Source organism: Massilia sp. NBRC 108631 (assembly GCF_059704565.1).
The window spans coordinates 1-18849 of record NZ_BAAKJE010000086.1 but is presented as its reverse complement, the minus strand read 5'-3'; the positions used below and the strand labels follow the sequence as shown (position 1 = coordinate 18849).

Annotated in this window: 20 protein-coding genes; 4 read left to right on the top strand and 16 right to left on the bottom strand. The window is 67.6% G+C overall.

Annotated elements, in window-relative coordinates; genetic code table 11:
- Positions 1–9: 9 nt before the first annotated feature.
- From AC6H42_RS10460 to AC6H42_RS10385, 16 genes are all read right to left on the bottom strand, one after another.
- Complete coding sequence (locus AC6H42_RS10460; protein WP_057157711.1) at positions 10–462, bottom strand: TadE/TadG family type IV pilus assembly protein; 453 nt, start codon at positions 460–462, stop codon at positions 10–12.
- Positions 459–977: a TadE/TadG family type IV pilus assembly protein gene (locus AC6H42_RS10455; protein WP_082552126.1), complete on the bottom strand. Its 519-nt coding sequence runs from the start codon at positions 975–977 to the stop codon at positions 459–461. The genes AC6H42_RS10460 and AC6H42_RS10455 overlap by 4 nt, the downstream gene beginning before the upstream one ends.
- Before the next feature lie 8 nt (positions 978–985).
- On the bottom strand, positions 986–2260 hold the full coding sequence (locus AC6H42_RS10450; protein WP_057157712.1) for a pilus assembly protein TadG-related protein: 1275 nt from the start codon (positions 2258–2260) through the stop codon (positions 986–988).
- Between the two features lie 8 nt (positions 2261–2268).
- Positions 2269–2562 carry a hypothetical protein gene (locus AC6H42_RS10445; protein WP_497547977.1) on the bottom strand — a complete coding sequence of 98 codons (294 nt, stop codon included), beginning with the start codon at positions 2560–2562 and terminating at the stop codon, positions 2269–2271.
- A gap of 9 nt (positions 2563–2571) precedes the next feature.
- Complete coding sequence (locus tag AC6H42_RS10440; RefSeq protein WP_497547976.1) at positions 2572–4083, bottom strand: type II and III secretion system protein family protein; 1512 nt, start codon at positions 4081–4083, stop codon at positions 2572–2574.
- A gap of 92 nt (positions 4084–4175) precedes the next feature.
- Positions 4176–5021: a Flp pilus assembly protein CpaB gene (gene cpaB, locus AC6H42_RS10435; protein ID WP_057157715.1), complete on the bottom strand. Its 846-nt coding sequence runs from the start codon at positions 5019–5021 to the stop codon at positions 4176–4178.
- A 36-nt stretch (positions 5022–5057) separates the two neighbouring features.
- Entirely contained in the window at positions 5058–6407 is a 1350-nt protein-coding gene (locus AC6H42_RS10430) for a DUF8689 domain-containing protein (RefSeq protein ID WP_497547975.1), read from the bottom strand.
- Between the two features lie 14 nt (positions 6408–6421).
- The gene (locus AC6H42_RS10425) at positions 6422–7054 is read right to left on the bottom strand and encodes a methyltransferase family protein (RefSeq protein WP_497547974.1); all 633 of its coding nucleotides are present in this window, start codon (positions 7052–7054) and stop codon (positions 6422–6424) included.
- The gene (locus tag AC6H42_RS10420; protein ID WP_229418324.1) at positions 7051–7746 is read right to left on the bottom strand and encodes a prepilin peptidase; all 696 of its coding nucleotides are present in this window, start codon (positions 7744–7746) and stop codon (positions 7051–7053) included. The genes AC6H42_RS10425 and AC6H42_RS10420 overlap by 4 nt, the downstream gene beginning before the upstream one ends.
- Positions 7739–8827, bottom strand: coding sequence for a phosphatase PAP2 family protein (locus AC6H42_RS10415; protein WP_057157717.1), 1089 nt, complete (start codon positions 8825–8827; stop codon positions 7739–7741). The genes AC6H42_RS10420 and AC6H42_RS10415 overlap by 8 nt, the downstream gene beginning before the upstream one ends.
- Positions 8828–8832: 5 nt before the next feature.
- Positions 8833–9009 carry a Flp family type IVb pilin gene (locus AC6H42_RS10410; protein ID WP_082552128.1) on the bottom strand — a complete coding sequence of 59 codons (177 nt, stop codon included), beginning with the start codon at positions 9007–9009 and terminating at the stop codon, positions 8833–8835.
- 100 nt (positions 9010–9109) lie between these two features.
- Entirely contained in the window at positions 9110–9289 is a 180-nt protein-coding gene (locus tag AC6H42_RS10405) for a Flp family type IVb pilin (RefSeq protein WP_082552129.1), read from the bottom strand.
- 66 nt (positions 9290–9355) lie between these two features.
- Positions 9356–9502 carry a hypothetical protein gene (locus AC6H42_RS10400; RefSeq protein WP_157201139.1) on the bottom strand — a complete coding sequence of 49 codons (147 nt, stop codon included), beginning with the start codon at positions 9500–9502 and terminating at the stop codon, positions 9356–9358.
- A 265-nt stretch (positions 9503–9767) separates the two neighbouring features.
- Entirely contained in the window at positions 9768–10475 is a 708-nt protein-coding gene (locus AC6H42_RS10395; protein WP_057157718.1) for a response regulator, read from the bottom strand.
- 7 nt (positions 10476–10482) lie between these two features.
- Entirely contained in the window at positions 10483–12132 is a 1650-nt protein-coding gene (locus AC6H42_RS10390; RefSeq protein WP_057157719.1) for a sensor histidine kinase, read from the bottom strand.
- A gap of 86 nt (positions 12133–12218) precedes the next feature.
- Positions 12219–13112, bottom strand: coding sequence for an MBL fold metallo-hydrolase (locus tag AC6H42_RS10385; protein ID WP_497547973.1), 894 nt, complete (start codon positions 13110–13112; stop codon positions 12219–12221).
- A gap of 285 nt (positions 13113–13397) precedes the next feature.
- On the opposite strand from AC6H42_RS10385, the gene AC6H42_RS10380 reads away from it, so the two are divergent.
- The 4 genes from AC6H42_RS10380 to AC6H42_RS10365 all read left to right on the top strand — a co-directional run.
- The gene (locus AC6H42_RS10380) at positions 13398–15065 is read left to right on the top strand and encodes an HD family phosphohydrolase (protein WP_057157761.1); all 1668 of its coding nucleotides are present in this window, start codon (positions 13398–13400) and stop codon (positions 15063–15065) included.
- Positions 15066–15089: 24 nt separating this feature from the next.
- The gene (locus AC6H42_RS10375; RefSeq protein ID WP_497547972.1) at positions 15090–17342 is read left to right on the top strand and encodes a CHASE2 domain-containing protein; all 2253 of its coding nucleotides are present in this window, start codon (positions 15090–15092) and stop codon (positions 17340–17342) included.
- A gap of 124 nt (positions 17343–17466) precedes the next feature.
- Positions 17467–18480: a ShlB/FhaC/HecB family hemolysin secretion/activation protein gene (locus tag AC6H42_RS10370; RefSeq protein WP_157201140.1), complete on the top strand. Its 1014-nt coding sequence runs from the start codon at positions 17467–17469 to the stop codon at positions 18478–18480.
- A 34-nt stretch (positions 18481–18514) separates the two neighbouring features.
- On the top strand, positions 18515–18849 hold a 335-nt coding region (locus AC6H42_RS10365; RefSeq protein ID WP_497547971.1), incomplete at its 3' end, for a two-partner secretion domain-containing protein.

The following is an 18849-nucleotide window of genomic DNA, read 5'->3' as shown; positions in this document are numbered from 1 at the left end:
TCCTTGAGGTCAATCGCACACCGGGTTGGCGATGCCGTCGATGGCGCTGCGCATGCTCTCGCGCGGCAGCGTGGTGCTAAACGCCGGCAACGTCAGCGCCAGCGGGACAAAGGGTATATAAGTGGCCACCGTGGTGCCGGCCAGCACGCTCACCGTGACGCTGGTGCAGGTGTTCAGGTCGCACCCGGCCGGCGCATAGGTCACGCTGATCTGGGCCGTGGGCAGGATGTCCAGGATGTTTTGCATGCGCGTCTTGATGGCGCTGTCGTTGATGTCGCACACGGCCGCCACGCGCGCGCCCAGGCGGGTCGCCTCCACGCCCGCGTTCCAGTAGTACAGCATGCGGCCCATTTCCATCATGCCCAGCAGCAGCATCAGGAACAGCGCCACCACGATGGCGAATTCGACCGCGGTGGTGCCGCGCTGGCGGGCCGAGAAATGGCGTGTGGTTGGCGTTTTCATAGGATCTGCCGCATGGTGGTGCTGACGTCGCTGAACGTGATGGTCGCGCCGGTCAGGTTGGTAAATACCGGCAGCGGCACCACCGGGGTGAACACATAGCCGCTGATGGTGACGGACACCAGGTTGATCACGCCGCTGCCGGTGGCCTGGTTGGCGTGCGTGCCGGCGCAGCTGGTGCTGTCGCACACACTGACCATGGCCGTGGTCAGGCCCGGCAGCAGCGTGCTGCCGCTGCAGTCGCGCGTGCCGTACACGGCCAGGCACTGGGCGATGGCGATGTCGGCGGCGTCGCCGGGGCCCTGGCCGGACAGGTAGCGGGTGGCGTCGCGGGTGGCCTTGATCAGCGAGTTGTACTGGTACATGGCGCGCCCCAGTTCGGTCACGCCCAGCGTCAGCGGCACCAGCACCGTGGCCAGGATGGCCAGTTCGATGGCGGCGGTGCCGGCCTGGCGCCGCAGCGCCGGGCGGCGCCCGCGCAGGGCGCGGAGCGAGGAGCGGAAGTCGGACGTGTGCATGGCCGCTCCTATTGCACCAGGGCCGGCACCAGCGGCCCCATGCTGCTTGGACCGCCCACCGCGCCGGAAGTGGCGCAGGCGCTGGACAGGTCGGTAGACTTGCCGCGGTATTCGAGGAACACCTCGTCGTCGTCCTTGCCCATGGGGTGCAGCATCAGCACGCAGGCATAGCCCAGCACCGGTACCTGTTGCGAGCCGGTGCCGCCGGCCCAGGCCGCGCAATTGACCACCGGCGCGGTCACCAGGCGGCGGTCGGCGCCATACTGCTGGTGCTGGGCGGCGCTGCTGACGGCCGGGTTGCCGATGATGTTGATGCCGGACGCGCTGTCGCCCTGGTAGGGCTTGAACAGGGTGCGCGCCGCCAGGAAGTTGCTGGTGCTGCCGCTGGTGCCGCCGTAGGCGTTGAATTTGGACGGCCAGCTGGTGGCGGTATAGGCAAAGCCGGTGTAGTCCGGGGTGGCCGTGGTGACGCTGTCGCTGCCCTGGTACAGGCCGAAGCGGGTGTTCCAGGCCTTGGCCAGGCTGGCCTTGTTGCCCTGCTCGCCCACGTTGCTGGACGAGGAAGTGCTGCACTGGCCGGTGCCCTTGAGCAGGTCGCCCAGCTCGCTGGCGCCGCCGCCCGGCGGCGTGAAATCGATCCAGTCGAAGCTGCCGGTGGCCGACGAGCTCAGCTTGCTGGTCACCCACTGGCCCACGGTCAGGCCGGCGAACGGATTGCTGGAGGTGCCGGTGGCGGTCATGCACACGCCGATCGGAATGGCGCAATTGGTCTGGGCCGGCGACAGCGAGGCCACCGCGTCGGCGTTGATCGATTGCGCGCCTACGCCCAGCACCTGCATGAACCAGGGCAGCACGCCGGTCTGGCGCGGCTGGCAGCGCACGTATTTGGCGGCCGGGCTGGCGCCGGCGGCGCGCGACAGGTAGGACGAGGCCGGCCCGTAGGTGGTGCTGAAGGTGATGTCGGCGGCGGTCAGCTGGGCCGAACCCAGCGGGCTGCCCTGGAAATCGATGCGGTTGCGTCCGGCCACCGCCAGGCCGGCGTTCTCGGCGTTGATGAGGAAGCTGGCGGCGCAGGCGCCGGCCGACGGGTCGCAGGTCAGTTCGCGCGAGGCGGCCAATGCGCAAGCATCGGCTGCGTTCTGCAGCTCGGTCTTCTGCATGTACAGGCGGCCGCCATCCAGCGCCAGGCCGGCAAAGCCGATCAGGATGGGCAGGGCAATGGCGGCGATGACCGCCACGGCGCCGCGCTGGCGCCGCTGGGCTGGGGACAGGAGCGAGAACATGGCGGCGCCTATTTGCCTTTGCCGCTGCCGCTGCCGATGCCGATGGTGAAGGCCTGCGGCTGCGGTTCCGGCGCCTGGAACGATTTCTGGTACTGGGCGTAGGCGCTGGCGGCGGCGCGCCCGTCGATGCCGTCGGCCGGCCTGGCCTGGCGGCCGGCCTCCGGGTAGCGCACCTGCTGCACGTTGAGCATGCGTACCGACTGCTCCATCTGGGCGTCCAGCAGCGGCGACTGCTGGGCGCAGCCGGCCAGCAAGGCCAGCAGCGATGCGGCCACGGGGACAAGGAAAGTGGAAGTCTGCATGATGGACTCCTATTTGAGGTCAAAGCCGCCGCCGGCGGCGGCTGCGGTGGAGGCGGGGGCGGCCGGCGGCTTGCCTTCCAGCTTGCCCTGCAAGAAGAACTCGCTGCGGCTGGGCTGGATGTAGCCGTCGGTGGGCAGCTTGTAGTCCAGCGGCAGCGGCTGCACCAGGCGCGGCGTGATGACGAACACCAGTTCGCTGCGGTCGGTCTGGAAGTCGCTGCTGCGGAACAGCGCGCCCAGCACCGGGATCTCGCCCAGCACCGGGAAGGCCTTGACGTTGGTGGTGACGTTGTTCTTGATCAGGCCGCCGATCGCGAAGCTCTGGCCGTCGCGCAGCTGCACCGTGGTGGTGGCGCGGCGCGTGGTGAACGAGGGCAGGATGGCGGTGGTGTTGACGCCGGTGGCGGTGATGCCCACGCCTTCCTTGTTCAGGTCGGACACCTCGGGCGCCACTTTCAGGTTGATCAGGCCGCCCGCCAGCACGGTGGGGGTGAACTTGACCGCCACCCCGAACTCTTTCTCCTCCAGCGTGATGGTCTGCTGGCCGCCGTTGTTGTTTTGCGCCACCGGGATGAAGATCTTGCCGCCGGCCAGGAAGCTGGCTTCCTGGCCGCTGATGGCCATGATGGTCGGCTCGGCCAGCACCTTGATCAGGCCGTCGCGTTTTTGCGCATCCAGCGTCAGGAAGTTGCCATTGCGGTTGTTGAAGCCGTCGAGCACGGCCGGGTTGTTGCTCAGTAAATTGGTCAGCATGGTGTAAGTCCAGGAGCCGATGGTGCGGCTCATGCCCAGGCTGGCGCCCAGCTGGTCGACCAGGGTCTTGGACACCTCGGCCACTTTCACCTCCAGCATTACCTGCTGCGGCGCGGCGATGGCCAGCATGTTGACCACCTTGGGCGCCGCCTGGCCCTGGCCTTCGGCCTGGCCCTGGGCGGGACTGCGGCCGCGCTGCAAGTGGGCGTTGGCCAGCGCCAGCACCTGTTCAGCCTGCACCACGTCGGCCACCGTGCCGGACACGATGATGGTGTCGCCGGCCGGCGTGATGCGGATCGATTCGCTCACTTTTTCCGGCAGCATCGCATAGCTGGCCTTGAGCACGGCAGTGTCCATGCTGACGGTCACGTCCAGGATGCTGGCGTCGCCCTGCTGGTTCCACATGATGACGTTGGCGGCGCCGGGCCGCTTGCCGATCAGGTAGAGCTGGTTGGGCTGGATGTACTTGGCGTCCAGCACGCAGGGATCGCTGACGAACAGGCGCGCCACCGGAGCGTCGAGCGGGCGCAGTACCGAGCGGCCCTCGGCCAGCGACACGGCCGTGGTCTGCGCCGGGCCCTTGGCCGCAGGCAGGCGGCGCGGCGCTTCCTGCACTTTGCCGGGTTCGCCCGCCGTGGTCACGCCTTCGCAGCCGCCGGCGGCCGCTGCCGCGGCCAGGGCGGCGCCCGGACTGGCCGCCGCCAGGCAGGCCGCGATGGCCAGAAGGTGCCGGCGCGCCGCTGGCGCCCTTGTGCTGAGTGGTTTCATGTGATGGTCTCCTGTGGCTGGCCGAAGCGGCCGCGCAATGGCGTTCGTGGCGTTCATGGCATTCAATCGCATTCAATGGCGTTCAGTAGCGTTCAGTAGCGTTCAAAGCTGACGGCGGTGCCGCGCATGACTTCCACCATGTCAGCTTCGCGCGGCGGCTGCGCCGGGCGGGGGCGCACCAGCACTGCCGCCCGGGCCGGGGCTGGCGCCGGCGGCGCGGCCGCCAGCTTGGCGTCCAGCAGGCTGGCCTTGGTGGCGCCGGCGGTACGCACCGGGTCGGGGTCGGCCTGGTTGCGCAGCACCAGCGACAGGGTGCCCACGCTGCGCGCCAGGTCCAGCCGCTCGGCCTGCTGCGGCGACAGTTCCAGCGTTACCGCGTTGACCACCTTGGGCTTGGTCTCGTCGCGTCCCGCTTCCTGGGCGATGGCCAGCACCAGTATCCGTTCCAGCACGATCTTGGAGATGCTGGCGTCCTTCATGCCGCGCGGCCCGTCCTCCTGGGTGTTGACCAGCACGTCGACGAAGTTGCCGGGCAGGGCGAAGCCGGCCACGCCCACCACGTCGTTGACCCGCACCGTCATGGCGCGCTTGCCCTCGGCCACCACCGCCGACAGTCCACCCTGGGTGCCGGGCGGCGCCAGCTTGCCTTCCATCAGCGGCTCGCCGCGCTGCAGGCTGGAGCGCGTCACGCGCGAGGCCAGCAGCTTGGGGTCGCTGATGGCGCCGGGCGGCATGGCGTTGGCCGGCCAGTCCACCATGCGCACCATGTCGGGGTTCAGGCGCGAGCCCAGCGCGATGTCGACCAGCGCCACCGCCACCTTGCCGGTGCCGGCCTGGCTGGCGGCCTGTCCATTGATCCAGCGTGCCGCCACCAGCACGGCGCCGCCTGCAAGTATCACGGCGATCAGCATCATCACCAGTGCGCGTGTGTTTCTCATGTTCGTCTCCTCTGCCTTGCCGGCGTTGCGCCGGGTTCAGGCGCCAGTGAAATAATTGTTCCAGGCCCAGTCCAGCACCGGCCGTCCCAGTTGCGGTGTGCAGCCCTGATAGCGCGCCAGGTCGCACACCTGGCCCAGGATGTCGCGCGGATAGCAAGCCATCAGCGCGCGCTGCTGCGGGCCGTGCAGCTGGTCCAGCAGGTAGCGGAAGTGCTCCTCGGCGTATGGGATAGCCAGCTGTTCGCACTGCTGCTGGAATACCCGCTGGTACTGCGCCTCGGTCAGCGCGCCGACGTGGATCTTGTAGCCCAGCCGGCGCAGGAAAGCTGCGTCGGCCAGGTCGGCCGGCGCCAGGTTGGACGAGAACACCACGGTCACGTCAAACGGAATAGGGAACTTGTAGCCGCTTTGCAGCGCCAGGAAATCGAGGTGGCGGTCCATCGGCACGATCCAGCGGTTCATCAGTTCGCTGGGCGAGCAGCGCTGGCGGCCCAGGTCGTCGATGATGAACACGCCGCCGTTGGCCTTCAGGTGCGGCGGCGCCAGGTACAGGCGCGAGCCGGTGTCGAAGCGCAGGTCCAGCATGTCCAGGGTCAGCTCGCCGCCGGTCAGCACCGCCGGGCGCGTGCTGCGCAGCCAGCGCTGGTCACGCGGTGCGCGGCGGTCGAACATGCCGGGCGGCGGCCCGCCTTCCTCTATCATGCTGTGCACCAGTGGGTCGTACAGCGAGATGACCGCGCCGTCCACCATCAGCGCGTAGGGCAGCGTGATCTCGCCTTGCAGCAGCAGGCGCAGGCGCTCGGCCAGATAAGTCTTGCCGCTGCCGGCCGGGCCATGCACGAACATGGCGCGGCCGGAATTGAGCGCCGCGCCTAGCTGGCCGAGCAGCTCGGTGCTGATCACCAGGTGGCCCATCACTTGCTGCATGCGCTCGCGGGTGATGCCGATGTGGCGCACGCTGTCCTGCTGCACCTGGGCCGCGTAGTCGGCCAGGGGCACCGGCGCCGGGCCGGCGTAGGCGTCGCGCCGCAGCACGTCCAGCGCCCGCACGCGCCCGGACTCGGTCAGGTTGTAATATAGGTCGGCGTCGGTGCCGCTGCTGCCGCGGCGGCCGATCTCACACAGCTTTTCGGCGCGCATGAAGGTCAGCAGCGGATCGAGCACGCTGGGCGGCAGCTTGCTCAGCGCGGACAGCTCGGCCAGGCGCAGCTGGCCGCGCATGGCCAGCATCTTGCCCAGCAGCTCGGTCAGGAACATGAACGGCAGGCCGGTTTCCTCCACGGTGCGCGGCGCGGGCTTGCGCGGCGTGCCCTTCAGCGGCAGCGGCGGCTGTGCCGGCGCGGCGGCAGGGCGGGACAGGACGGCTTGGGCGGTATCGGCTGGCATGGCGGGACCTCGGGTCAGAACAGCAGGGGAATCAGGCGACATTTCACCTGGCCCATGTAATTCAGGTACTGCACGTCGCGCGCCAGGAAGCGCTCTTCACGCACGATGCGGGCCATCAGCAGCACCACGCCGAGCAGCACCAGCAGCAGGTTGGCCAGGCTGGTGTTGACCAGCACGTAGCCCAGGTACATCAGCAGGTAGCTGGCGTACAGCGGGTGGCGCACCAGGCGGTACAGGCCGCCGGTCTTGACGGTGCGGCGCGCGGCCACCAGGCCGAAGCTGCGGTTCAGCGACAGCAGACCGCCGATTTGCAGCAGCACGCCGGCGGCGATCATCGCCGCGCCGCCTGGCAGCATGCCGCTGGCCGTGGGCGTGAACAGCAGCGGGGTGGCGGTGCCGGCCAGCGCCAGCAGCCAGTCCAGCGGCGCGTCCGACACGGCGGCCGGGCGGTCGCGCAGCAGGAACAGCATGGCCACCAGCGATTCGGAGCCGGCGAACAGCAGGTAGCTCCAGGCGCCGGTATGCTGCCAGGCCAGCAGGTGGCTGTAGCAGAAGCTGATCCAGACGCCGGCCAGCAGCAGGGCGCCGCAGGCGTGCAGGGTGCGCGAAGCAAGCAGGCAGCGCAGGGGAGTGGTCGTTGTTTTCATAGCAGGTCTCGCCAGGCTGGAAGGTCGGATAGCAGCAGCTGCAGGGTGGTGCCCGCCGCAATGGCGATGGCATACGGCAACTGGCCGGTGGGTGCGGTGGGGGCGTCCACGCTGACGCGGCCGCCGCCGATGCCGCGCAGCATGGTCGACAGCAGCATGGTGCGCAGGTTGTTCCAGACTCGCGCCAGGTCGCCGCGCTGCGCGGCCACCGCCAGTCCCAGCAGGCCGCCGGCCAGCAGCGACAGCAGGCCGGCCCCCAGCACCTGCTGCGGGCCCAGGAAGGCGCCGGCCATGGCCAGCAGCTTGACGTCACCGGCGCCCATGGTGCCCAGCATATACATGGGCAGCAGCATGGCCAGGCCCAGCGCCATGCCGGCCAGCCCGAGCAGCAGACCCAGCGCGCCAAAGGGGTGGGCGTACAGGCCGGCGCCGGCCGGCAGCATGCCCTGCAGCGCCAGGCCGGCCAGCGCACCCGGCAGCACCAGGGCGTTGGGAATGCGGCGCGCCTTCACGTCGTGCCAGACGGCGGCCGCCATCAGGCCGAGCAGCAGCAGCAGCGGCAGCGCCATGCGCGGGTCGGCAGCCAGCCGCGTGGCCAGGCCGGTCATCGAGGCAAGTACGGCGTCGGTCATCGCGGCGGCCATGGAGCCAGCCGGCAATTCCGCCACTGCGTGGGCCGCTGGATTAACCATGATGCGGCCTCCCGGCCGGCAGCGCGCGGCCCGGTATCTGGCGTGGCAGTCCGTGTTGCAGCCAGCCGGTCAGCTTCCACAGCAGCGCCGCGCCGATGGCGCCGACGTAGCCGTCCACCGCGTAGTGCCAGCCCAGGTGCACCGAGCCAATCATGATGAGCAGCGCGAACGCGGTCAGCGCCATGCCGGCAGCGCGGTTCAGGCGCCAGCCGGCCAGCGCCATCAGCACCGAGCTGGCCACGTGCATGCTGGGCATGGCCGAAATTGCCATGCCGGAGATGGCGCTGCCATTGCGGTAATCCTGCCACAGCATTTCCTGCACCCGCAGCGCCAGCAGCGGCACCTCGCGGTCGGCCAGATGCAGGGCCTGCATCTGGGCGGCGTAGGGATTGGCGCCGTCCAGCACCAGGCCGTAGTAGCACGGCCCGGCCGAGGACATCAGCACCGCCAGCACGTTGCCCAGCAAGGCCCAGGTCAGTACAAAGCTGAACAGGAACTGCATGCGCAGGGCGGCGCGTTCGCTGCTGAACACCAGCCAGTAGGTCAGCGCGAACATGATGAAGAACCACAGGTGGTAGGCCAGGTTCAGCGCGGCCGTCAGCAGCGGATGGCCGAACGCCGCCTGCAGCCAGACCCAGGGCGCGACGCCGCCGTGCAGCGCCAGGTCCAGTTCGGCCAGGCGGCGGTCCAGCGCGAATGGCTGTATCAGCGGCACGGCCGCTTTCAATTCGGTGAAGCTACCGGCAAACAGCGACAGCAGCAGCATGGCCGGCAGCGCGAACAGCACGCGCTCGCGGCTGAGGTAGCCGCGCAGCTGCTGGCCCAGGTGGCGCAGCAGCAGGCGGGGACGGATGAACAGCATGACGTACAGCGCATAGCCGGCCAGCGCGAACAGCGGGCCGACCAGCAGCGACGAGGCGTAGCCGGCCAGCAGCGTGCCGAGCCCGGCGCCGCTGTGGTAGCGGATACGGATGGCGGCGGCGGCCAGCGCGTGCACGGCGACCGCCAGGGCCAGCCAGCGGTGTGCGCGCAGTGCGGGGGCCAGTTCGCGCAGCAGCGTTGCCGGCGCCGATGTCGTCATGGATTTCATTGCAGGGCAAGGACGATCAAGTCCCTGGCGTAGATGTACATATTGCCGAGCGCGTCGCCGAAGGCGGTGGCGCCGACGATGACCACGCCTGCGATCAGGGAAGCCAGCAGTGCGTATTCGATCGCGGTAACGGCCGAGCGGTCGTTGAGAAAGCGGCAGAGGCGGCGTTTCATGGTGCCCTCGCTGTGTCTGGTGTGGGGAGTGCGGTGGCGGAGGCGGGCTCCGGCCGGGCCGAAACGGGGGCTCACCCCGTCCCGGAACCGCCGTCTTGGTTTAGGCCGCTGGCGTGACGCCGCTGATTTTGGTGCTGATGTTGGTAAACATCGTGTTCAGCTTGGTCCCCACGGCGGTGACGCCGACGATGATGGCTACTGCGATCAGCGCAGCGATCAGGCCGTATTCGATTGCGGTGACACCGTCTTCCTGCTGCCAGAATTTTTGAATTGCTTGCATGATGATTCTCCTTTGGTTAAAGAAATGCACCCCGATGTGTAGCCTCTGCAACCGCGGTGCGGCGGTTCAGATTCCCTTGCCCAGCGCCAGCAGCAAGATGATGCAAACCACGCTCACCAGTGCCGCCAGCAGTACCGCTTCGTAAAAGGTGGCGCCCTGTTCGCTGCCCAGGAAACCCCGTGTGGAGACCGGCCTACTGTCTGCTGCTTGCATGCTGTTCTCCTCGCGGGGCTGTGCTTGGATTAGCGCTGCCATGGAAACAATATATTCCTGGGGGAATTGAGCTACATCAGATGAATGTCCTTTTTTCGTCCATGACACACACCCTATTTCCATTTCCAACAGGCAGGACATTTGTCATGGAAGCACGTAATGGCGCGGCTTGCAGGGAGGTAGTCGCAGAATGACAACACGCGAAAAGCGTGATCGGAGCGTGACAAAGTGTGAGAATTTGGCGAAAAACAACAGTCGCGCAGCGTCAGCCGTCGTGGCGGCCGTTTTGCGGGGTGGTGAGGAAGATGTAGAGGTCCAGCCGGTTGGTCACGCCCAGCTTGTGATAGATGGCGGTCAGGTGGTTGCGCAGCGTGTGTTCCGAGATGTACAGCTGCTCGGCCAGCGCCTTGTTGACGGCGCCGCCGCCGTCGGCCAGCAGCTGGCAGATCTTGCGTTCCTTGAGGGTCAGGCTGGCCAGGCGGTCGGCCTGCGGCGGCGCGCTGTGGGCCGGTTTGCGCATTTCCTCGAAGATGCGGCCCAGCATGCCGTGTTCCAGCCACAGCTCGCCTTCATGCACTTTGCGGATGGCTTTCAGCATGATTTCCGGCGCCGCTTCCTTGCCGACCACGCCGCGCGCGCCGCGCAGCACTGCCTGGTCGAGCTGATCGCGGTCGCGGGTGCCGCTCAGCACCAGCACCCGCGTGCCCGGCGCGGCCGCCAGGGTCGGCAGGATCTCCAGCGAGCTCTTGCCGTTCAGGTCCAGGTCCAGCACCACCACGTCCGGTGCCAGCTGCGCCGTCAGCGCCAGCGCGCCGGCGATGTCGGAGGCCGCGCCCACCACTTCCATGCCGTCGGCCTCGCTGCCCACCAGGCGGTCCAGGCCCCACAGGATGGTCTTGTGGTCGTCCACCAGCAGCACGCGGATGCGCGCCGATGGCGGGGCGGGATTGGCGGGCGTGGCGGGTGTGCTCATCGGCGCTTCAGACAGGAATGACGACTTCGATCGCCGTGCGGCGGCCGGCGCTGGCCTGCACGCGGGTGCTGCCGCCCAGCGCGAAGGCGCGCTCGGCGATCGATTGCGGCAGGAAATCGGCCTGCGTCAGGCTGCGGCAGTCGTTCTCGATGCGCACCCGCAGTTCGCCCTTGTCGCAGGCCAGCGTCACGGCGCCGGTGCGCGCCTCGGTGTGCTTGCGGATATTGCTCATGCCCTCGTTGACGATCTGGAACACCTCGGCGGCCAGGCGGTCGTTGACGGCCAGCTGGCCGGTGCTGTCGACCGTGATGTCGATGCCGTAGAACTGCTTGACCTGGCTGGCCTGGCGCCGCAGCGCCACCAGCAGCTCCGGCTCGCGCGGCGCCTCGCCGCTGCGGAAGGTTTGCGCAAAGCGGCGCAGGTCGACGATCACCTGGCCCATCATGTCCAGCAGCCCGTCCAGGTCGGGCAGCAGCGGGTTGTCCGGCGCGGCCCGCTTGCGCATGGCGCTCACGCCGTGGCGCAAGCCGATATAGGGCTGGATGGTGCTGTCGTGGATGTCGCGCGCGATACGCTCGCGCTCGCGCAACACCGCTTCCGAGGCCATGCGGTCGAGCAGGGCGATGTTTTCGATGATGGGGAAGGCCTGGCCGGCGATCTGCAGCAGGAACAGCGCGTCCTGTTGGCTGTGGTCGCGCCGGGACGCCACGATCAGCCAGCCTTCGCCCTGGCGCAGCGGCACCTGCACGGCGATCAGGGAAATGGCGTCCATCAGTTCGGCCAGGCGGCCCGCCGGCGCCGGATCGACCCGGCTCCAGCTGTGGGTGTCGCGCTGGCATTCGTGCGCCTCGTGGCCGCGCCGCAGCCAGCGCCACAGCGGCCGCTGGTACAGCAACACCTGGCCGCTGCGCACGCACAGCAGCGGTTCGGCCGCCTCGGCGCTCAGGCGCTTGTCGTGCAGCGCGTGGCCGGGCTGGCCGGTATTGGCGGTGCGCAGCATCCATTCCTTGGTGTCGGTGTCGCGCAGCAGCAGCAAACAGGTGCCGGCGCCGTAGAAACTCAGGGTCTTGTCCAGCACCGAGGCCACCGTGTGGTCGACCCCGAAGCGCGGGTTCGATTGCCGGCTCACCTCGTGCAGCAGTTCCAGGCGGCGCCGCTGCGACACCACCATGCCGCCCCAGTGCGAAATCATGTAGCCCAGCGCCAGCATGAAGGTGGCGCGCAGCAGCACCCGCGCCAGTTCGTCGCCGCTGGTGGTGAAGGCGGCCGTGCTGGCGAACAGCAGGGTGGAGGCGATGGTGATGCGGGCCCCGGCGGCCAGGCCGGAAGTGAAGGCCGCGCTCAGGATGGCGAAGAAGAAGAAGGGGTAGAAAAAGCTGCTCGAGCCGCCGGTGCTGAGCACGATCAGGTAAAACCACAGCACGTCCACCCAGGCCACGGCGCGCGCCCAGCGGCGCGCCCGGCTGTAGTCCAGCGCCAGGCTGTAGACCAGGAAGGCGGCGAACACCGGCGCGGCAAACGCGTTGGTGCGGCCCATGGCGTCCGGATCGATATACAGGGTCAGCAGGCAGGACGCCGAGAGCAGCGAACGCATGCGGTTGACCATCACCGCGTCCGCCGGGTCTTGCCACGCTTGGATTGCGCTGTGTTCGCTCACTGTTTTCTCCGCCGCAGTGCAACATGGACTAGTCTAACGGGGCGGTTGACGCTTGTCTACGCGAAAGTGTTAATTTTGCAACTACGCTACAACGTGACTTCCAGGCCCTCGTAGGCCAGCACCACCTGCAGGCCTTCCGGCAGCGGCGCGCGGCGCGCCAGCACTTCGGCGAATACGGCCTCCAGTTCGTCGTCGCTGCGGGTCGGTTCGTGGTGGGTGCAGTACAGCTGTTTGGCGCCGGCCTTGATGGCCATGTCGAAGGCCGAATCGAAGGTGCCGTGGCCCCAGCCGCGCTTGGCCGGGTATTCTTCGCGGGTGTAGGAGCAGTCCACGATCAGCGCGGTCACGCCGCGCACCTTGTCCTCGAGGGCGCCGATGCGCTCCTCGATGTACTGCTGGTAGGCCGCGTGTTCCGGGTGCTGCTCCGGGTAGATGTTGTAGTGCGGTTCGTGGTCGCCGGTGAAAAACACCGATTTGCCGTCGCAGTCGATGCGGTAGCCCAGGTCGATCACCGGGTGGTTCATGACCACGTTCGATACCACCGCGTCGCCCACCTCGATGGCTTCGCCCACCGCCAGCGTGCGGTACTCGATGGTGGCGTCCATCTGCGTTTCGCTGACCGGGAAATAGCTGTTTTGCAGCTGCACGCCCATCACGTGCTCGATGCCGTTGCCGGTGTCCGGGTCGGTGGTGCCGTGCAGGCGCACCCGGCTGCCCTTGATGAACAGCGGGGTGAAGAAGGGCAGGCCGTGGATGTGGTCCCAGTGGCTGTGGGTGATGAAGATGTTGGCCTGCACCGGGGTTTTCTTTTGGGAGATCAGCGATTGCGCCAACGCGAACAGGCCGGTGCCGCCGTCGATGATGATCAGCGTATCGTCGTCGCTGCGCACCTCGATGCAGGTGGTGTTGCCGCCATAGCGCGTGGTGCGCGGACCCGGGGACGGGATCGAACCGCGCACCCCCCAAAATTTGAATTTCATGCTCTCTACCCTTAACTCGGCCCGCTTATGTGCTGTCACTGCCGCCCTTCTGTTGACTGTTCTGCATGAACCATGATCGAACAGGCAAGTGGCGATCCCGCTTGGATGATAGCCTTTTTTTCATCAATTCTGGGCCAAAAGTTGCGAATTTGAGCGAGCTGGGCGGTGCAGTGTCGTCAACTGAAACACGGCGCGCCGTTTGCGCGATTTCCAATGTACAGCGGCTTGCGCTGCGGCTACACTTCCACTACACGCCTGTGCTTCGAAAAGATTATAAAAAACACCATGCAAGAGCTGAACCACATACAAATCGCGCAAAGGCTGGACCAGCTGACCGAACTGAGCGTGGCCCTTGGGGCCAGCCATGAAACCGACGAGCTGCTGGAGCGCATCCTGATGGTGGCCAAGGCCCTGACGCATGCCGACGGCGGCACGCTGTACCGCCCCAGCGCCGACGGCGCCAGCCTGTGTTTCCACATCTCGGTCAACGACACGCTGGGCATCCGCCAGGGCGGGGCGCGCGGCGACCGGATCGACATCCCGGCCGTGCCGCTGTTCGATGAGCTGGGCGACAAGAACCTGTCGTCGGTGGCCGCCTATTCGGCCAATTTCCGGCTCTCGGTCAACATCGAAGACGTGTACCAGGCCGACGTGTTCAACTTCTCCGGCATGCGCTCGTTCGACCAGCAGCGCGGCTACCATTCGAAGTCCTTCCTGACCGTGCCGATGACCGACCACGAGGGCGAACTGGTGGGCGTGCTGCAGCTGGTCAACGCGAAGGACCCGGCCAGCGGCGAGATCCGCGCCTTCTCGCCGACCGACCAGCGCTTCATCGAGGCGCTGGCGGCCCAGGCGGCGGTGGCGCTGACCAACCAGCGCCTGATCCAGCAGCTGGAAGACCTGCTGGAAGCGCTGGTCAACCTGATCAACATCGGCATCGACGAAAAATCGCCCTATACCGGCCGCCATTGCCAGTTCGTGCCCGAGCTGACCATGATGCTGGCCGAGGCGGTGCACAACACCGATACCGGCCCGCTGGCCGAGTTCCGCATGGACGACGGCGACCGCAAGGAGCTGTGGCTGGCAGGCCTGCTGCACGACTGCGGCAAGATCACCACCCCGGTGCACGTGGTGGACAAGGGCACCAAGCTGGAAACCATTTTCGACCGCATCCACATGGTCGGCACCCGCTTCGAGGTGCTGATGCGCGATGCGGAAATCCGCGCCCTGAAGGCCAAGCTGGCCGGCGGCAGCGCCGCCGATCACGCCGCCATCGACGCCGCGCTGGCCACGGAACTGGCGCAGCTGGAACAGGACCGCCAGTTCCTGCGCCAGGCCAATGTGGGCGGCGAGGGCATGAAGCCGGAAGACCAGCAGCGCGTGCTGCAGATCGCCGGCTACCGCTGGACCGGTCCGCGGGTGTACAAGAAGGAGCCCGGCGCCGAGGAGCCGCCGTTCCTGCGCGAGGAACAGCACTTCCTGACCGCCGAGGAGGTGGAGAACCTGAACATCCGCTTCGGCACCCTGACCGAGCCGGAGCGCAAGGAAATCAACAACCATATCGCCGTCACCATCCGCATGCTCGAATCGCTGCCGTGGCCCAAGCACTTGCAGAACGTGCCGGAATACGCCGGCGGCCACCACGAGCGCATGGACGGCAAGGGCTATCCGCGCGGCCTGACCAAGGACCAGATGTCGGTGCAGGCCCGCATCATGGCCATTGCCGACATCTTCGAGGCGCTCACCGCGCGCGACCGGCCCTACAAGAAGGGCAAGCCGCTGTCGGAGTCGCTGCGCATCCTGGGCAATTTCAGCCTGAACGGCCATATCGATCCGGACCTGTTCGACATCTTCATCCGCTCCAAGGTCTACCTGGAGTTCGCGCACAAGAATGTGGACGCGCGCCAGCTGGACCAGGTGGACGAGTCGAAGATTCCCGGCTACGTTCCCTGACGTGGCCCCGTCCATGGTGTCCCGGTGCTGAAACCGCTGCGCAAGTACGGCGCCCGCTGGGCGCTGGGACTGCTGCTGTGCGCGGCCGCCATCCTGCATACGGCCAATGTGCTGCACATCGATACGCTGGACCGCATGGACACGTTCATGTCCGGCCTGCGCATGCGGGCCGAGACGCCGGTGCTCGACCCGCGCGTGGTGATTGTCGATATCGATGAAAAAAGCCTGGCCGAAGTAGGGCGCTTCCCGTGGAGCCGCAACGTGATGGCCAGGCTGGTCGAGCAGTTGACGGTGAATTACGAGGTGGCCGCGGTCGGCTTCGACGTCTCCTTCCCCGAGCCGGACACCAGCTCCGGCTACGACGTGCTGAAACAGCTGGCGCAGGGCGAGCTGCAGCAGGTGGCGGGCCTGCAGGGCCAGCTGGCGCGCCTGCAGCCGCAACTCGATTACGACGGTTTGCTGGCGCAGGCGATCCAGGGCCAGCCGGTGGTGCTGGGCTACAGCCTGTCCGGCACCCAGGCCAGGGGCATGCTGCCCAAGCCTGCCTTCACCGAGGACGCCCTGAACGGGCGCACCGTGCATGCCTACGCGGTGGCCGGCTACGAGGCCAACATCCCGCGCCTGCAGCAGGCGGCCGTCAGCGCCGGCATTTTCACCGCCATGCCGGACCGCGACGGCGTGGTGCGTTCCACCGCGCTGCTGCAGAAAATCGGCCGCGGCTACTATCCCACGCTGTCGCTGGCCACCGCCGCCGTGGCGCTGCGCGCGCGTTCCATCGCGCCGCTGTTCGAGGGCACGGTGGACACCCTGTCCGAAGCTGAACGCGCCAACGGCGGCCTGGAGGCGATCGCCCTGTTCCATGAGGAAGGCAACATCCGCATCCCGGTCGGCGAAGGCTTGACCACCGCGATCCAGTACCGCGGCGCGGGCGGGCCGCAGGGCGGCGCCTACCGCTACGTGTCGGCCGCCGACGTGCTGCGCGGGGCGGTGCCGGCCGAGCAGCTGGCCGGCGCCATCGCGCTGGTGGGCACCACCGCGCCGGGGCTGAACGACCTGCGGGCCACGCCGGTCAACGCCCAGTATCCCGGGGTGGAGATCCACGCCAACATGATCAGCTCCATCCTCGACGGCAGTTTCAAGTTCCGGCCCGACTACGCTTCCGTGTTCGAGGCCGCGCAGCTGGTGGTGCTGGGACTGCTGCTGGCGCTGGCCTTGCCGGTGCTGGCACCGGCCTGGTCGATCGCGCTGTCGCTGCTGGCCATCGGCGCGGCCGGCGCCGTCAACTTCTACCTGTATCGCGCGCACGACCTGGTGTTCAATGTCTCGTCCATGCTGGTGCTGGCGCTGGCGCTGTTCATCCTGAACGTGGCCTGGGGCTATTTCTTCGAAGTGCGGCGCGGCCGCGCGCTGGTGTCGCGCTTCGGCGAATACGTGGCGCCCGAGCTGGTGGCCGAGATGGCCGAGAACCCGGAAAAATACAATATGGACGGCGAAAGCCGCGAGCTGAGCGTGATGTTCGTCGACGTGCGCGGCTTTACCACCATCTCGGAGGGCCTGACGCCGAAGGCGCTGCGCGAATACATCAATCTGTACCTGACGGCCATGTCGACCGACATCCGCGACAGCCACCGGGGCACGCTGGACAAATACATCGGCGACGCCGTGATGGCCTTCTGGGGCGCGCCGGTGGCCTTCCCGGACCACGCCAGCCGGGCCGTGGCCACCGCGCTGCTGATGCAGGCCAGCGCGCAGCGCCTGAACCGGGATTTCATTCAGCGCGGCTGGCCCGAGCTGAAGATCGGCATCGGCGTCAATACCGGCCAGATGCACGTGGGCGACATGGGCTCGCAGATCCGCCGCGCCTACACTGTCATGGGCGACGCGGTCAACCTGGGGTCGCGCCTGGAAGGCATCACCAAGGTGTACAGCGTGGGCATCGCGGTGGGCGAGGCCACCCGCGCGGCGGCGCCGGCATTCGCCTACCGCGAGCTGGACCTGGTGCGGGTCAAGGGCAAGAACGAGCCGGTGGCCATCTTCGAGCCGCTGGGGCGGGAAGGGGAACTGGATGAAGCGGCGCGCGCCGGGCTGGCGCGCTGGCACGCGGCGCTGGCGCTGGTGCGCAGCCAGCAGTGGGACGCGGCGCAGGCGGCGCTGGAAGCGCTCGACGCGGCCGCGCCGCACGGCCTGTACCAGCTCTACCTGGAGCGCATTGGCTACTACCGCACCCATCCGCCGGCGCCGGACTGGGACGGCGTAACCACCTTTGATACCAAGTAAGCCAACATAAAGTATCTGTGCGGAAATACATCAGGCGGCCAAAAAAAGCGGACGCAAGACGCGATTCGGACTAAACTGAGAGTAATAAGTATTTCTCTCAGGTCAAGTCCGGGCGGAGGCCATCATGCGATGCCGCGTCGTGCAACTGCTGGCTGCTGCGGCTTTGGCCGCCGCCTCGGGCGCTGCTTGCCCGGCCGGCCAGGACGCAGTCCAGGGCGCGGCGGATAAGCCCGCCGTGAGCGCTTCGGCCAGCGCCGACAACGGTGGCGGCGCGCTGCGGCTGGACTATCGGCTGCCGGTGGCGTCATCGGGCGACACGCTGGACCTGTACGGCGGCTACAACCAGAGCGACTATGCGTGGAAAGCCCGGGCCTGGCCCGAGGGCGGCAAGGGCGCCATGTTGGGCGCGCGCTACAGTCAGCTGCTGGCCAGGGGCGAGGGCCATGAGTCGCGTCTGAACTACGGCGCTGGCATCAAGGCCTTCCGCGGCGAAGGCTGGCAGGATAGCGAAGCGGGCTACGACGTGACGGTCCGTCCGCTGACGGTGAACTACAGCGGCAGCTGGCTGTTCGAGCAGGGCGAGGCGAGCGGCTCGGTGACGGTGCTGCGCAACCTGGCCGGCGGGCCGCGCGGCGGCCAGGCCGACTTTAGCCGCGCCCGTCCCGGCGCGGACGCCGGCTACAGCATAGTGCGGCTGGCGGCCAGCCTGACCCGGCAGCTGCCGCGCGATTTCCAGGTGCGCGCGGCCGTCAACGGCCAGTACACGCGCGACGCGCTGGTGCCCGGCGAGCAGATCGGCGCCGGCGGCGGCGCGCAGGTGCGTGGTTTTAGCGCCCGCGATCTGGCAAATGACAGCGGACTGACCGCCAATGTCGAGCTATACTCGCCGCAGTTGTGCGGCGATGCGCGCTGGCGCTGCCGCGCGCTGGTGTTTTATGACAAGGGAATGATCAAGCGCAACCGCGAACAGGGAGGCGAGCTGCGCACCAAGGCGATCGGCAGCGTGGGCGTGGGCCTGCGCGTCAATCTCTCCCGCGACGTGGATTTGCAAGTGGATTACGGCCATGTGGTGCGCTCCAGCCAGATGCCGCTACAGGATAAGAATCGCCTGCACATCAGGGTCGACCTGAGCTGGTGACTCGCTAAATAATACGCACAACGAGGTAAGCACGATGATGACAGGTCAGGTTCCCCAAGGCATGCGGCGCAAGCTGCTGGCGGTGTTGGTAGCAGCTTGCTATGGTTCCGCCTACGGTAATCCCAGCGTCCCGCAAGTCGTGGCCGGCCAGGCCAGCTTCCTCCAGCAAGGCAATTTGTACACCATTACGAATACGCCGAACACCATCATCAATTGGCAGAATTTCTCCATCAATCCCAACGAGATCACCCGCTTCATCCAGCAGAGCGGCGACAGCAAGGTGCTGAACCGTATTGTCGGCCAGGACCCCAGCAAGATCCTCGGCGCGCTGCAGTCGAACGGCAAGGTCTACCTGATCAACCCGAACGG

Bases quoted from the DNA above. Each gene is read 5' to 3' on its own strand.
- AC6H42_RS10450 (WP_057157712.1), bottom strand. From the start codon at position 2,260: ATGTTCTCGCTCCTGTCCCCAGCCCAGCGGCGCCAGCGCGGCGCCGTG.
- AC6H42_RS10445 (WP_497547977.1), bottom strand. From the start codon at position 2,562: ATGCAGACTTCCACTTTCCTTGTCCCCGTGGCCGCATCGCTGCTGGCC.
- AC6H42_RS10405 (WP_082552129.1), bottom strand. From the start codon at position 9,289: ATGCAAGCAATTCAAAAATTCTGGCAGCAGGAAGACGGTGTCACCGCA.
- AC6H42_RS10440 (WP_497547976.1), bottom strand. From the start codon at position 4,083: ATGAAACCACTCAGCACAAGGGCGCCAGCGGCGCGCCGGCACCTTCTG.
- AC6H42_RS10385 (WP_497547973.1), bottom strand. From the start codon at position 13,112: ATGAAATTCAAATTTTGGGGGGTGCGCGGTTCGATCCCGTCCCCGGGT.
- AC6H42_RS10400 (WP_157201139.1), bottom strand. From the start codon at position 9,502: ATGCAAGCAGCAGACAGTAGGCCGGTCTCCACACGGGGTTTCCTGGGC.
- AC6H42_RS10410 (WP_082552128.1), bottom strand. From the start codon at position 9,009: ATGAAACGCCGCCTCTGCCGCTTTCTCAACGACCGCTCGGCCGTTACC.
- AC6H42_RS10460 (WP_057157711.1), bottom strand. From the start codon at position 462: ATGAAAACGCCAACCACACGCCATTTCTCGGCCCGCCAGCGCGGCACC.
- AC6H42_RS10425 (WP_497547974.1), bottom strand. From the start codon at position 7,054: ATGAAAACAACGACCACTCCCCTGCGCTGCCTGCTTGCTTCGCGCACC.
- AC6H42_RS10415 (WP_057157717.1), bottom strand. From the start codon at position 8,827: ATGACGACATCGGCGCCGGCAACGCTGCTGCGCGAACTGGCCCCCGCA.
- AC6H42_RS10380 (WP_057157761.1), top strand. From the start codon at position 13,398: ATGCAAGAGCTGAACCACATACAAATCGCGCAAAGGCTGGACCAGCTG.
- cpaB (WP_057157715.1), bottom strand. From the start codon at position 5,021: ATGAGAAACACACGCGCACTGGTGATGATGCTGATCGCCGTGATACTT.
- AC6H42_RS10455 (WP_082552126.1), bottom strand. From the start codon at position 977: ATGCACACGTCCGACTTCCGCTCCTCGCTCCGCGCCCTGCGCGGGCGC.
- AC6H42_RS10370 (WP_157201140.1), top strand. From the start codon at position 17,467: ATGCGATGCCGCGTCGTGCAACTGCTGGCTGCTGCGGCTTTGGCCGCC.
- AC6H42_RS10430 (WP_497547975.1), bottom strand. From the start codon at position 6,407: ATGCCAGCCGATACCGCCCAAGCCGTCCTGTCCCGCCCTGCCGCCGCG.
- AC6H42_RS10420 (WP_229418324.1), bottom strand. From the start codon at position 7,746: ATGGTTAATCCAGCGGCCCACGCAGTGGCGGAATTGCCGGCTGGCTCC.
- AC6H42_RS10395 (WP_057157718.1), bottom strand. From the start codon at position 10,475: ATGAGCACACCCGCCACGCCCGCCAATCCCGCCCCGCCATCGGCGCGC.